We start from the raw sequence: 12,903 nt of genomic DNA, 5'->3' as shown, positions 1-12,903 counted from the left end.
CGGCTCAGGCCTCCCGCCCCAGGGTCTCCATCAGCTCGCGCCACTCGCGCTTGGACAGGCCGCTGCCGGCCTGCTGCACGGCCTCCCCGGCCAGCATCCGGCGGACGATGTCCAGCATGCCGGAGGACAGCGTCACCGCGCCCATGCGGTAGTCGCGGAAGGCCTCGGTGCAGGCGGGCACCCAGGCCTCGGCCGTCCTGAGCATGGCCTCGGCATAGACGCGGATCTCGTACTGCGCATGCGCGTCGGCGCGGAGGCGCAGGAAGTGGAAGAGGTTGTGGAGGTCGGTCTTCCAGTACCACTGCGTATAGGTGTTCAGCGTCAGGTTCATCCGCGCCAGCTCGCGCGCCAGGCCGTCGCGGCCGGGGTCCACCGGGTCGCCCGCCTCGTCCTCGTTCAGCATCCAGGCATAGTGGTCGTAGGTCTGCGTCGCGTCCTGCCGCAGCAGGTCGAGCACGCGGGCCGCCTCCTCGCCCTGCAGCACCTCGCCGCGGCCCTGGCGGTTGCTGCTGGACTGGGCGGCGAGCTGGGCAGGGTCGGGGATGTAGAATTCGCGGTCGAGGATCGAGTAGCGCGCGGAATATTCGTTCACGTTGGCGGTGCGGTGGCGGATCCACTGCCGCGCCACGAAGATCGGCAGCTTCACGTGGTACTTGATCTCGCACATCTCGAAGGGCGTCGAGTGCCAGTGCCGCATCAGGTAGCGGATCAGGCCGCGATCCTCGGTGACGGCGCGGGTGCCGCGGCCGTAGGAGACGCGGGCGGCCTGCACCACCGCCGCGTCGTCGCCCATGTAGTCGATCACCCGGATGAAGCCGTGGTCGAGGATCGGGATCGCCTGGTACAGCAGCGCCTCCAGCCCCGGCGACACCGGGCGGCGGGTGCGGCCTTCCGCGGCACGGGCGGCCTCGATCTCCTGGGCTTGGGCATCGGTCAGCGGCATGCGGGGTCCCCTGCTGGCCGCGGCCTCCCCCTGGAGAAGGACGGCCACGGCGCCCGGCCTTCTAGCCCGCGGCCCCGCCACCTGGGAACAGGGCAGGCGAGTCGCCCGGCCTGGGATGGCGCCGGGGACGACGGGGGGGCAGGATGCCCCCTCCCCCTCCGCCCCAAGGAAGCCCGATGTCCCTGCTGGATGCCCTCCGCCGCCACCACGCCGAGCTCACCGCCATCCGCCAGGACCTGCACGCCCATCCCGAGCTGGGCATGGCCGAGCACCGCACCGCAGCCCTGGTCGCCGAAAAGCTGGAATCCTGGGGGATCGAGGTGCATCGCGGCGTCGGCGGCACCGGCGTGGTCGGCGTGCTGCGGTCCGGCCGCGGCAACCGCGCCATCGGCCTCAGGGCCGACATGGACGCGCTGCCGCTGGAGGAGCTGAACGACGTCGCCTACCGCAGCACCGTGCCGGGGAAGATGCATGCCTGCGGCCATGACGGCCACACCACCATGCTGCTCGGCGCCGCCCGGCACCTGGCGGAGACGAAGAACTTCGACGGCATCGTCCACTTCATCTTCCAGCCCGGCGAGGAAGGCTGCGGCGGGGCGCTGGCGATGCTGGAGGACGGGCTGTTCGAGCGCTTCCCCTGCGATGCCATCTACGGGATGCACAACCGCCCCGGCATGCCGGTCGGCGAATACGGCATCCGCCCCGGCCCGACCGCCGCCGGCGGCGCCTTCTTCGACATCACCGTGACGGGAAAGGGCGCGCATGGCGCGCGGCCCGAGGCCAGCATCGACCCGGTGCTGACCGCCTGCCACATCGCCACGGCCCTGCAATCGATCGTCTCCCGCACACTCAACCCGCGCGACCCGGCGGTGATCAGCGTCACCAAGGTGCAGGGCGGCGAGGCCTACAACGTCATCCCGGAGACCGCGACGATCTCCGGCACCGCCCGCTTCTTCAGCCGCGAGGTGGCGGCGCAGATCGAGCACGGGCTGGCGCGCATGGCCGAAGGCGTCGCCGCCGGCTTCGGCGCGACGGCCAGGCTCGACTGGCGGTTGATCTTCGCCCCCACGGTGAACGACCCGGAACAGACGGAAGCCTATGCGGCAGCGGCGGCCGCGCTGGTCGGCGAGGCGAAGGTCGCGCGCGACAAGCCGCCGGGGATGGGGTCGGAGGATTTCTCCTTCATGATGGAGCAGGTGCCCGGCGCCTATATCCATGTCGGCAACGGCGACAGCGCCTCGGTGCACAACCCGCGCTACCAGTTCAACGACGCCGCCATTCCCTATGGCGCCGCGCTCTATGCCCAGGTGGTGGAACAGGGGCTGCAGCGCGCCGAGGGCTGATCAGAAGGCCGAAGGCGCGCCGCGCCGCATCAGCGCGACCAGCGCCAGGCAGGCGAAGGCGCCGAGCCCGGCCACCGCGAAGCCATCGGCATAGGCGAGCACGCTGGCCTGGGTCGTGACGGCGCCGGCCAGCAGCTTCTCCGCCTGCGCCACCGCCAGCGCCTGGTCCGTCGCATGCGCGCCGAACCGCCCGGCATAGGCGGCGAGCCGGTCGGCGACCGCCCCCGTGCCCTCCGCCACGTGCAGGCCGATCAGGTTGGCATGCACCTGTTCCCGCACCCGAACGAAGGTCTGCATGAAGGCGGTGCCGATCTCGCCGCCGAAGAGCCGGCTGGTCTGCAGCAGGCAGCCGATGGTCAGCGCCTCGGCCGGGACGATGCTGCGGACCAGCAGCACCACCAGCGCGGTCAGCGCGAAGGACTGGCCGATCGCCTGCAGGATCTGCGAGGGCAGGAAATCGGCGGTCGCCCATTGGCTGGTCAGCTCGCTGGCCATCAGGCAGGCGATGCCGATCAGCGCCGAGCCCAGCGCCAGCACCCAGCGCCCGTCCACCCGGCGCAGCAGCATCGCCAGCGGCAGCGCGATGGCCAGCTGCGGCAGGGCGATCCACAGCAGGACCTGCCCGACCTGCAACTCACGGAAATTCTGCACCACCTGCAGGTAGGCCGGGATGATGTAGGCGGTGGACAGGATCATGAAGCGGAAGCCGGCCAGCAGCAGCATCAGCACCGCAAGGTTGCCGCGGAACAGCATCCGCAGGTTCAGGAAGGGGCGCGGCGTCGTCAGCTCCCGCACCAGGAAGGCCAGCGTCAGGATCCCGCCGCCGGCCAGCAGCCCGACCACCACGCCGCTGCCGCGCCAATCCAGCCGGTTGCCCTGGTCGAGCGCCGCATAGAGCATGGCGAAGCCGCCCATCGCATAGACCAGGCCCCACCAGTCGAGGTCGCGCAGCAGGCCGGTGTTCACCTGCTCCTTCGGCACGCCGAACCAGATGGCGGCGAACATCGCCGGCAAGGCGGCGCAGTACTGCCAATAGATCCAGCGCCAGGACAGGCTGTCGGCGTACCAGCCTTCCAGCGATGCCGCGACGTTCTGCGACAGCTCGGAATTCATCGCGTAGATCGCCAGGCCGAAGACCACCATCCGCACCGGCAGGCTGCGCACGACGAAGAGGATGGTCAGCGGGATGAAGGTGCCGGAGCCCAGCCCGCCGAGGAATTGCAGCGCCAGGAAGGCCGGCAGGGCCTCCGCCAGCGGCGCGATCAGCGAGGTGGTGAAGAACAGGATGATGCCGAGCAGCAGCACCCGCCGCGCGCCGAACACTGCGCCAAGATAGGGGGAGGCGACGCCCACCATCATCTGCCCGACGCCAAAGGCGGTGGTGATCCAGGCGCCCTCGTCGAAGCCGGCATGCAGCGCGCCCCGCAGGTCGGCCAGGCCGAAGGTCGTCACCCGCGACCCCAGCGTGCCCATGATCGAGCCGAGCAGCACGCCGACCAGCCCGACATACGGCCGCCATTGGGTGGCCTCGAACCGCGGCGGCGCGAGGCGCTGCAGGGCGATGCCGGCCGCGCTGACCGGCGCCAGGGGCTGGCTCACCGTGCGGCGGCGCGGGTGGCGGCATCGCTCCCGCCCGTGTCGATCGTCGCCACCACCGACATGCCCGGCCGCACCAGCCTGCCCAGCGCCGCGTCGGGCTCGAGCACCAGCTTCACCGGCACCCGCTGCACCACCTTGGTGAAATTCCCCGTCGCGTTGTCCGGCGGCAGCAGCGCGAAGGTGCTGCCGGTACCGGGCGACCAGCTGTCGACCCGCCCCTGCAGCACCAGGTCGGGGAAGGCATCCACCGTCACCCGCACCGGCTGGCCGAGCCGGACCCTGGTCATCTGGGTCTCCTTGAAGTTGGCGATGACCCAGATGTCCGGCAGCGAGACGACGGTGACGACCTGCGTGCCGGCATTGACGAATTGCCCCGGCCGCACCTGGCGCTGCCCGGCCATGCCATCGGCCGGCGCGACGATGCGGGTGTAGCCCAGCGCGTTGCGCGCCAGGTCGCGCTGCGCCTGGGCCGCGCGCACCTGCGCCTCCAGCTGCTTCTGCTGCACATCGAGCGCGGCCAGCAGCGCCTTCTGCTGGTCGAGCTGCGCATTGTTCAGCGCCAGCTGCGCCGCGGTGCGCTTCTCGTTGGCATCGGCCTGCTCGACCAGCTGCGGCGTGCCGGCCAGCCGGTCGCGGATCAGCTCGCGCTGGCGCTGGGCTTCCAGGCGGTAGCGCTGCAGGTCGGCGCCGGTCGCCTGGATGGTCGCCTCGGCCTGGCGCTGCAAGGCCCGCTGCACGTCGCGCTGGTTGGCGAGGTTGGCCAGCGTCGCCTCCGCCGCGGCGAGGTTGGACTCGGCCTGGGCGAGCTGCGCCTGGTAGTCGGACGGCTCGATCTCCACCAGCAGGTCGCCCCGCCGCACCGCCTGGTAGTCGGCGAAGGCTACCCTGGCGACATAGCCGGAGACCTTGGCGGCCAGCGGGGTCAGGTCGCCGGTCATGTAGGCATTGTCGGTGGTGGCGTAGCGCACCGCGCCGGTCCAGCGGTTCCAGTTGCCGACGATGCCCCAGGCGGCGAGGCCAGCGCCGACCACCAGGCCGATGCGCAGCAGCGGCCAGAGCCAGCCGAGGCGGGACGGCGCGGGGGCTGGACCGGTCGTCTCGCTCATTCGGCTCGCCCTCCGCCGCCTCGGGAGAGCGAAGTGATAACCCGGCCGCCGCCGGCGCCGGGGATGACGTTGCCGCGCGAAACGGCAGCGGCAACGGCGTTACGGCGCGTAGGGGTTGGACAGCGTGCCGATGCCGTCGATGGTGACCTCGACCAGCATCCCCGGCCGCATCGGCAGCGCGCCGACCGATGTGCCGCAGGCGATGACGTCGCCGGGCTGCAAGGTCATCTCGCGCGACAGCAGGGCGACGATGCGGGCTGGCGGCAGGATCATGTCGGCCAGCGGGTAGTCCTGCCGGACGCGGCCGTTCAGCGCGACCCTCACCCGCAGCGCGGACCAGTCGAGGCCGGTGGCGATCGCCGGGCCGATCGGCCCGAAGCTGTCGCAGCCCTTGGCCCGCGCCCATTGCGGGAAGGAGGCATCGGCGAACAGCAGGTCGAGCGCGGTGACGTCGTTGACGCAGGTCAGGCCGAAGATGGCCTCGGCCGCCTCGGCCTCGTCGGCATTGGAGACCGTGCGGCCGATGACCAGGCCGAGTTCGCCCTCGTACAGCACCTTGCCGGCGTAGCCGGCGGGCGGGCGGATCGGCTCGCCCGGGCCGATGACGGAGCGGCTGTTCTTCAGGAAGTACAGCGGCCCCTCGGGGATGGCGTTGCCCTGCTTCGCCGCGGCCTCGTGGAAGTTGTTCCAGAGCCCGATGAAGGCCCCCGGCCGGACCGGCGCCAGCAGGCGGAGACCGGCGAGCGGCAGGCTCTCCCCGGTCGGCGTCGCGCCGCCGAGGAGGTCGCCGGCATGGACCGCGACGGCCTCGTTCTCCAGCGTGCCGAAGCCTTCGCCGGCGTCGTGCGCGAAGCGTACCCAGAGGGCCATCGATGTCACTCCCAAGCGTCGCGCCGGGGTCTAGCCACCGGCACGACGCTGTCAACGCGGCTCAGCCGAAGGGCAGGTCCAGCCCCGCCTCGTCCCAGGGCATGGAGGCCAGCTTGCCCGTCAGCGACAGGGTGATGTAGGCGGTCCGCAGCCCCGGCCCGCCGAAGCAGATGTTCGTCGGCATCCGCTCCGGCATCTTCACCACCCGCAGGATCTCGCCCTTGGGGGAGACGGTGGTGATCTCGCCGGCCACCAGGGTGGCGACGCAGATATTGCCCGCCGCCGTCGCCGCGATGCTGTCGAGCCGCCGGTAGCCAGGGAACTGGCAGATCACCCGCCCGCCGTTGGAGGACGGCCAAGGGTCCTTCCGCACCACGCCAGGGCCTTCCACGTCCCAGGCCCAAAGCCGGCCGGTCTCGGTCTCCGCGGCATACACCGTGCGGCCATCCGGCGAGAGCGCGATGCCGTTGGCGCCGCCGAAGACCGGGAAGGCGGCTTCCACGATCTTCGACCCGTCGGACGCCGCCCAGTAGATCCCGCCATGGTCGCGGTCCCGCGCCCGCACCTTGCCCAGGTCGCTGAACCAGAAGCCGCCCTCGCCGGGCGAACCCTTGGGCGCGAAGACGATGTCGTTCGGGCCCTTCAGGGTGTTCTCGCCGCAGCGGTCATAGAGGACCTTCACGCTGCCGGAGGCAGGATCAATGACCTCGATCCGGCCGCCCTTGTAGTCCGCCGGGACGCCGTGCGGGCGCAGGCCCTCGGGTCCCTCGTGCCAGACGAAGCCACCGTTGTTGCAGCAATAGATCTTCCCGCCGGGCCCCATGGCGATGCCGTTCGGCCCGCCGCCGGGCGTGGCGACCGTGGTCTTGGTGCCGTCGGCGGCGACCTTGGTCAGCTTGCCTTCGGCGATCTCCACCAGGATGACGCCGCCATCGGCCAGGGCGATCGGCCCCTCCGGGAAGCGCAGCCCCTCGGCCAGGATGGTCAGGCCGGTCGCGTCGCTCATTGGCTTTCCCCCGCATGTCTTCTGTGCGGGATGATGCGTCAGCCGGGCGGCGATGCAAACCCGGGGCAGCCGGCGGTCACTTCGGCCGCCACAGCTCCACCGGCCCGCGCTCCTCCGCCACCGTGGTGTCGAGGACATAGTCGCGGTTCAGCGTCTCGGTCAGGATCGCCGCGGCGCTCGGGCGCAGTTGCGACCACCAGCCGCGATCCACCACCACGATCCGCGGCCGGGTCGCCAGGATGCGCCGCACCTCGGCATCGGTGTCGATCTCCGCCACCTGGGTGAAGCCGCCGGTCAGGTGCGCCGGGAAGACGAAGCGGGTCGGCAGCGCCGCATCGGTCAGGGCATAGACCACCGGGTGGTAGTTGGCGATGAAGATGGCCTCGCCGGGCCTGATCCGCGCGCGGACCGCCTTGGCCACCTCGGCGACCGGGTCGGGCAGCCAGATGCCGAAGCCGCGGCCGACGCGGACCGTCGACTCCTGCCGCCAGGCCTCCACCGCCACCACCGCGACCAGGGCGACGAACAGCGCCATGGCGATGCGCGGCCGGGCGAGGCGCGCCAGCCGCCAGGCGCCCAGCGCCGCCAGGATGGACAGCGGGGGCATCCAGATCAGGAAGTAGTGCGGGTAGAAGAAGCCCGGCCCGACGATCGCCACGCAGCCGCAGCCGAACCAGGCCAGCGCCAGGCGTGCCAGCCGGCCTTCCCGGCCCGGCCGCCAGCCCCATCGGGCCACGGCGACGCCGGCCAGCAGCATCGGCCACAACAGCACCAGGACGGCCACCTGCACCCGCTGCAACGCCTCCGCCAGGCTCAGCCGCGCCTCGGCATAACGCAGCGGGGCGAGGAAGGAGCCGTCGAGGAACTCCCGCAGGTCGTCCTGCGCCAGGTAGGCCAGGCCGAACAGCGTCGTCGGCAGCAAGGCCAGCCCGGCATAGGCCGCCGCCATGCCGAAGAAGCGCCGCCACGGCAGCACCCGTCGCCACAGCGCCGGGAAGGTCAGCAGGGCGAAGGCCAGGCACCCCTCCGGCGTCACCACCGGCTTGATGGAGAAGGCGCAGCCGACCAGCAGCCCCGTCGGGACCAGCTCGCGCCAGCCGGGGCCCCGCCCCTCCTCCAGCGCCCGCACCGCCGCCCGCGTCCCCAGCGCCATGGCCGAGACCACCAGCGGGGCGAACAGCACCTCGGTGTTGCTGGCCAGGCCGAACAGCAGGACGGTATGGGCGACGTAGAGCAGGCCGGCCGCGAGGGCCACCGGCCGCGGTCCGCCCGCCGCCCGCACCAGCCCGTACAAGGCCCAGCTCGCCGCGGCGACGCAGGTGACGCCCAGCATGCGGATGGTGGCGATGCTCTCGCCGAACAGCCAGATCGCCGCGGCATAGACCGCCGGCGCGCCGATCGGGTGCATGTCCCAGACCGCGACCAGCGGCCAGCCGCCGCGCAGCCATTCGCGCGCCTGGACCAGATAGAGGCCCTCGTCGGTGTCGATCACCGTCACGGTGAAGCCGATCCCCCGCAACAGCAGGGAGGCGCCGAACAGCAGCAGCGGGATGAAGGCGGCCTCGGCCAGGCGGCGCAACCGGGCGCCGGGCGAGGCTTGCGGGCCGGGCCGGGCAACCGGCCCGGCCGCCGGGCTTCGCAGATAGGTTGTGCTCATGCTCTCCACGCCGGTCCACCGGCTTCCCGGGACGGGCGCGACGCGCCGGCCATATCACGAATTCCTGAAGCCGGGATGCGATATTCCACCGCCCCGGCTTGACGGCAGCGGAGGCCACGGCCGAGCCTTCCCGGATGGCCGATCCCACACCCGCGACCGCCCGGCACGCCCCGCCGGACCCGGTCACCCTCGCCGTCCTCGACAACCGCCTCCGCGCCATCGTGGAGGAGATGGGAGAGGCGATGCTGCGCACCTCCTACAGCCAGATCCTCAACTCCTCCCGCGATTTCTCCATCGCGCTGTGCGATGCGGAGTGCCGGCTGGTGGCGCAGGCGGACCACATCCCCGTGCATGTCGGCGCCATGCCCTGGGCGGCGAAGGCGGTGGCCGAGGCCTTCGCCGGCGACATCCGGGACGGTGACACCTTCCTGCTGAACGACCCCTACCACGGCGGCAGCCACCTTCCCGACCTCACCATCATCATTCCCGTCCATGCCGACGGGGCCTTGCGCTTCTGGTCCGTGGTGCGCGCCCACCAGTCCGATATCGGCGGGGCCACGCACGGAGGCTACAACCCGGGTGCGACGGAAATCTGGCAGGAGGGGCTGCGCATCCCCCCCATCCGCCTGGGCGAGGCCGGCGGGCTGCGCGAGGACCTGCTGCGGATGCTGGCCACCAACACCCGAATCCCCCGCGATTTCCGTGGCGACCTGATGGCGATGGTGGGAGCGGCGCGCCTCGGCGAGCACCGGCTGCGCCCGCTGCTAACGAGATACGGCGCCGATGCGCTGGACGCGGCGGTCTGCGCCATCCTCGACCTGTCCGAGGCGCATGCGCGGCGCATCCTGGCGGCCTGGCCGGACGGGACCTGGCTGGGCGAGGCGTTCCTCGACGACGACGGCTTCGACCGCACCGACGTCGCCATCCGCGCCCGGGTCACCAAGCGCGGCGAGAGCCTGACCGTCGACCTGTCGGAGAGCGACCCGCAGACGACGGGGTTCGTCAATTCCAGCTACCCCAACATGCGCAGCGCCGTGGCGATGGCGTTTGCGTTCCTGCTCGACCCGGACCTCGCCAAGAACGACGGCGCCTTCCGCCCGCTCGAGGTGGTGGCGAAGGAAGGCACCGTGGTCTGGGCCCGCGAAGGCGCGCCGGTCACCATGTGCACCAGCCATTGCTCGAACGAGATCGTCGAGGCCATCGTTCGCGCCCTGCAGCATTGCTGCCCGGACCGCGCCATGGGCGGCTGGGGCCGGCGCTTCCGGGTGGCGATCACCGGCCAGGATGCAAGGCGCCCGGGCAGGCGGTTCGTCTGGCACATGTTCCATGCCCGGCCGGGCGGCGGCGGCTCCTCCGGCGGCGACGGCTGGTCCAGCGCGGGGGAATGGCATTCCGCCGGCGGCCTGAAATTCGGCAGCGTCGAGATGGCCGAGGCGCGCTTCCCGCTGCTTTTCGAGGCGCATGAATTCCTTCCCGGCTCGGCCGGCGACGGGCAGTACCGCGGCGGGTTGGGCGGCCAGTTGTCCCTGAGGATCGAGAGCGAGGGTCCCGCCCTGGCCAACACCGCCGGCGACGGGGTGCGGCACGGCGCTGCCGGGATGCGCGGCGGGCGGGACGGCAAGCCGCATCACTACCGCCTGCGCCATGCGGACGGCACCGAGCGGGTGCTGAAGACGAAGCAGGTCGGCATCCCCGTCCAGCCCGGCGACCGGCTGCTGGTCGAGGCCGGCGGCGGCGGCGGCTGGGGGCCGCCCGAGGCGCGCAGCCCGGAATCCCGGGCACGCGACGCGGCGGAGGGCTACGTGGCATGACCGCCCTGACCATCGGCATCGATGTCGGCGGCACCTTCACCGACGTGGTCTGCATCGCCGCCGACGGCGGCCAGACCCTGGCCAAGGCCGCCAGCACCCCGGCCGACCAGTCGGAGGGCGTGGTCCAGGGCCTGCGGAACCTCGCCGACGCGCTGGGCCTCGACCTCGCCGCCCTGCTGGCGCGCACCACCCGGATCGTCCACGGCACCACGGTGGCCACCAACGCCCTGCTGGAGCGGAAGGGCGCCCGGATCGGCCTGCTGACCACCGCCGGCCACCGCGACGTCATCGAGATGCGGGAGGGCCTGAAGCCGGAACGCTACGACCTCCGCCTGCCGGCGCCCGAGCCGCTGGTGCCGCGCCACCTCCGGCTGGGCGTGACGGAGCGGCTACGGCCGGATGGCAGCGTCGAGACCCCGCTCGACCCCGCCTCGCTCGACGCCGCCATCGCCACCCTGCAGGCGGCGAAGGTCGACGGCGTCGCCATCGGCTTCCTGCACGCCTGGGCCGCGCCGCAGCACGAGCACGCCGCGGCGGCGGCGGTCGCCGCCGCCATGCCCGGCGCCTTCGTCACCTGCTCGGCCGATGTCCTGCCGCAGATCAAGGAGTTCGAACGGTTCAGCACCACCGCGGTGAACGCCTATGTCGGGCCGGTGGTCTCCCGCTACCTCGGCCGCCTGGCCGGGCGGCTGGAGCAGGCCGGCTACCGGGGGCCGCTCTTCGTCATCCTCAGCCACGGCGGCGTCGCGCCGGTCGAGGAGGCGGCGCGGCTCGCGGTCGGCACCGCGCTGTCCGGCCCGGCCGGCGGGGTCGCCGCGGCGGTGGCGCTGGCGGCGCAGGGGCTCGGCCAGGACCTGGTCACCTTCGACATGGGCGGCACCTCGACCGACATCGCCCTGGTCACCGGCGGCGAGGCGGCGCTCGGCCGCGGCCGGACCGTCGGCGGCGAGCGCATCGCCCTCGAGAGCCTCGACATCGTCACGCTGGGGGCCGGCGGCGGCTCGATCGCCCATCTCGGCGCCGGCGGCACGCTGCAGGTCGGGCCACGCTCGGCCGGCGCCGTGCCGGGGCCGGCCTGCTACGGGCTGGGCGGCACCGAGCCGACGGTGACCGACGCCAACCTGGTGCTGGGCTACCTGGACGCGGCGAATTTCCTCGGCGGCGCCCGGAGGCTGGACCTGGCGGCGGCCGAGGCTGCGGTCGCCGGCCTCGCCGCCCGGCTCGGCATCGCACCGGAGGCCTGCGCGTCCGGCATCCACGCCCTGGTCAATGCCCGCATGGCCGATGGGGTGCGGCTGGCGACCGTCCGCCGCGGGGTCGATCCGCGTGATGCCGCCCTGCTTGCCTTCGGCGGCGCCGCCGGGCTGCACGCGACGGCGGTGGCGCGCGAGCTCGGCCTCCGCCGCGCCGCGGTGCCGATCTTCGCCGCCGGCCTCTCGGCCTGGGGCATGCTGCACACCGACCTGCGCTACGAGCTGACCCGCAGCGCGGTGACCCCCGGCGGCATGCCGGCCGACGCCGCGCTGCGCACCCTGTTCGACGGGCTGGAAGCCGAGGGCCGCGCCCGGATGGACGCCTGGCACGACGGCGCGACCACCGCCCGCCGCGGCGCCGACATGCGCTACGGCGAGCAGGTCTTCGAGATCGCCGTGCCGCTGGACGGGATCGACTGGGCCGGACCCGACCTCGGCGGGCAGATCCGCGCCGCCTTCCACGCGCGCCACCGCGCGCTGTTCACCTACGACCTGCCGGAGGAGGAGGTGGTGCTGGTCAATGCCCGGCTCGCCGTGGTCGGCCAGCTGCCGCGCCAGGCGGCGGCGGCGCGGCGGGACCAGGACGTGGCCCCGGTCGCGCCGCGCCGCATCCTGCTGGACGGCGCGGCCGTCGTGGCGCCGGTCCACCGCTTCGAGGCCCTCGCCCCCGGCCAGGCGGTGGTTGGCCCGGCGATCGTCGAGAGCGCCACCACCACGGTGCTGCTGCGCCCGGGCGACGAGGCCCGGATGGATGCGCGCGGCTGGCTGGAGATCGCGGTGCCGCCGGGCTGACGCCGCGGCGGTTCAGGCCCGGCCGTAGCGCAGGATGATCGTCGCCGGCGTGGCGGCGGCCCGGCGCGGCGCCAGGGCCGGGTCCGAGCCGGGCTGGGCGCCCAGCCAGGCGCCGTGCAGCCCTTCCAGCACCGCGGCGATCCAGGTGCCGTTCGCTTCCGCCCCGGCGGCGATCGACGGCGCCGCGCTATGCGCCAGGATCAGCGAGCGGTCTTGCGGGTCGAGCGAGATCTCCACCCAGCCCCAGTCGCAGCCGGCCAGGGCTTCGTTGATCCGGGCTTCCAGCTCCGGCAGGCTGCCGCAGGCAGGCAGCGGCATCAGCCCGGCCAGCCGCGCCCCCACGGCGCGCAGCAGCGCGTCGCGCGAGGCGATATCGAGATTGGCGTCCAGCGTTTCCACCAGCGCCCGCAGGAAGCCACGCCACTGCGCGGCGACGCCGCGACGGGCCAAATAGGACAGGGAACGCGACTCGTCGACGGCGGTCATGCAACACCTCTGGTGGGCGCGGCGGCGCGCCGAAGGC

The 12,903-nt window shown here is 72.9% G+C and carries 10 protein-coding genes; 3 read left to right on the top strand and 7 right to left on the bottom strand.

Going from position 1 to position 12,903, the window contains the following annotated elements; genetic code table 11:
• Positions 1 to 4: 4 nt before the first annotated feature.
• Positions 5 to 943: an FAD-dependent thymidylate synthase gene (thyX, locus tag ACFQS7_RS03080; RefSeq protein ID WP_380065542.1), complete on the bottom strand. Its 939-nt coding sequence runs from the start codon at positions 941 to 943 to the stop codon at positions 5 to 7.
• Positions 944 to 1,119: 176 nt separating this feature from the next.
• On the opposite strand from thyX, the gene ACFQS7_RS03075 reads away from it, so the two are divergent.
• Complete coding sequence (locus ACFQS7_RS03075; RefSeq protein WP_380065541.1) at positions 1,120 to 2,286, top strand: M20 aminoacylase family protein; 1,167 nt, start codon at positions 1,120 to 1,122, stop codon at positions 2,284 to 2,286.
• Here the strand turns inward: ACFQS7_RS03075 and ACFQS7_RS03070 are convergent, their stop codons facing one another.
• The 5 genes from ACFQS7_RS03070 to ACFQS7_RS03050 all read right to left on the bottom strand — a co-directional run bounded on the left by ACFQS7_RS03070 (position 2,287) and on the right by ACFQS7_RS03050 (position 8,524).
• Entirely contained in the window at positions 2,287 to 3,885 is a 1,599-nt protein-coding gene (locus ACFQS7_RS03070) for an MFS transporter (RefSeq protein ID WP_380065540.1), read from the bottom strand.
• Positions 3,882 to 4,991 carry an HlyD family secretion protein gene (locus ACFQS7_RS03065; protein ID WP_380065539.1) on the bottom strand — a complete coding sequence of 370 codons (1,110 nt, stop codon included), beginning with the start codon at positions 4,989 to 4,991 and terminating at the stop codon, positions 3,882 to 3,884. The genes ACFQS7_RS03070 and ACFQS7_RS03065 overlap by 4 nt, the downstream gene beginning before the upstream one ends.
• Before the next feature lie 99 nt (positions 4,992 to 5,090).
• Positions 5,091 to 5,861, bottom strand: a complete 771-nt coding sequence (locus tag ACFQS7_RS03060) for a fumarylacetoacetate hydrolase family protein (RefSeq protein ID WP_380065538.1) — start codon at positions 5,859 to 5,861, stop codon at positions 5,091 to 5,093.
• Positions 5,862 to 5,922: 61 nt separating this feature from the next.
• Positions 5,923 to 6,867 (bottom strand): SMP-30/gluconolactonase/LRE family protein, encoded by a 945-nt coding sequence (locus tag ACFQS7_RS03055; RefSeq protein ID WP_380065537.1) that lies wholly within the window; start codon positions 6,865 to 6,867, stop codon positions 5,923 to 5,925.
• A gap of 76 nt (positions 6,868 to 6,943) precedes the next feature.
• Complete coding sequence (locus tag ACFQS7_RS03050; protein ID WP_380065536.1) at positions 6,944 to 8,524, bottom strand: ArnT family glycosyltransferase; 1,581 nt, start codon at positions 8,522 to 8,524, stop codon at positions 6,944 to 6,946.
• A gap of 134 nt (positions 8,525 to 8,658) precedes the next feature.
• On the opposite strand from ACFQS7_RS03050, the gene ACFQS7_RS03045 reads away from it, so the two are divergent.
• A complete protein-coding gene (locus ACFQS7_RS03045) occupies positions 8,659 to 10,335 on the top strand; it encodes a hydantoinase B/oxoprolinase family protein (RefSeq protein ID WP_380065535.1) in 1,677 nt (558 codons plus the stop codon).
• Positions 10,332 to 12,380, top strand: a complete 2,049-nt coding sequence (locus tag ACFQS7_RS03040) for a hydantoinase/oxoprolinase family protein (protein ID WP_380065534.1) — start codon at positions 10,332 to 10,334, stop codon at positions 12,378 to 12,380. Before ACFQS7_RS03045 ends, ACFQS7_RS03040 begins: the two co-directional genes overlap by 4 nt.
• A gap of 12 nt (positions 12,381 to 12,392) precedes the next feature.
• On the opposite strand, the gene bcsD is transcribed toward ACFQS7_RS03040, so the two are convergent.
• The gene (gene bcsD, locus ACFQS7_RS03035; protein ID WP_380065533.1) at positions 12,393 to 12,866 is read right to left on the bottom strand and encodes a cellulose biosynthesis protein BcsD; all 474 of its coding nucleotides are present in this window, start codon (positions 12,864 to 12,866) and stop codon (positions 12,393 to 12,395) included.
• Positions 12,867 to 12,903: the final 37 nt, after the last annotated feature.

The organism is Dankookia sp. GCM10030260 (assembly GCF_042666655.1).
GTDB lineage: Bacteria > Pseudomonadota > Alphaproteobacteria > Acetobacterales > Acetobacteraceae > Paracraurococcus.
The sequence above is the reverse complement of the archived record's forward strand: the minus strand, read 5'-3'. Positions and strand labels throughout refer to the sequence as shown.

Excerpts from the sequence above, each read along its gene's own strand:
- ACFQS7_RS03045 (WP_380065535.1), top strand. The coding sequence starts at position 8,659 with ATGGCCGATCCCACACCCGCGACCGCCCGGCACGCCCCGCCGGACCCG.
- ACFQS7_RS03055 (WP_380065537.1), bottom strand. The coding sequence starts at position 6,867 with ATGAGCGACGCGACCGGCCTGACCATCCTGGCCGAGGGGCTGCGCTTC.
- ACFQS7_RS03040 (WP_380065534.1), top strand. The coding sequence starts at position 10,332 with ATGACCGCCCTGACCATCGGCATCGATGTCGGCGGCACCTTCACCGAC.
- ACFQS7_RS03065 (WP_380065539.1), bottom strand. The coding sequence starts at position 4,991 with ATGAGCGAGACGACCGGTCCAGCCCCCGCGCCGTCCCGCCTCGGCTGG.
- ACFQS7_RS03075 (WP_380065541.1), top strand. The coding sequence starts at position 1,120 with ATGTCCCTGCTGGATGCCCTCCGCCGCCACCACGCCGAGCTCACCGCC.
- ACFQS7_RS03060 (WP_380065538.1), bottom strand. The coding sequence starts at position 5,861 with ATGGCCCTCTGGGTACGCTTCGCGCACGACGCCGGCGAAGGCTTCGGC.
- thyX (WP_380065542.1), bottom strand. The coding sequence starts at position 943 with ATGCCGCTGACCGATGCCCAAGCCCAGGAGATCGAGGCCGCCCGTGCC.
- ACFQS7_RS03050 (WP_380065536.1), bottom strand. The coding sequence starts at position 8,524 with ATGAGCACAACCTATCTGCGAAGCCCGGCGGCCGGGCCGGTTGCCCGG.
- bcsD (WP_380065533.1), bottom strand. The coding sequence starts at position 12,866 with ATGACCGCCGTCGACGAGTCGCGTTCCCTGTCCTATTTGGCCCGTCGC.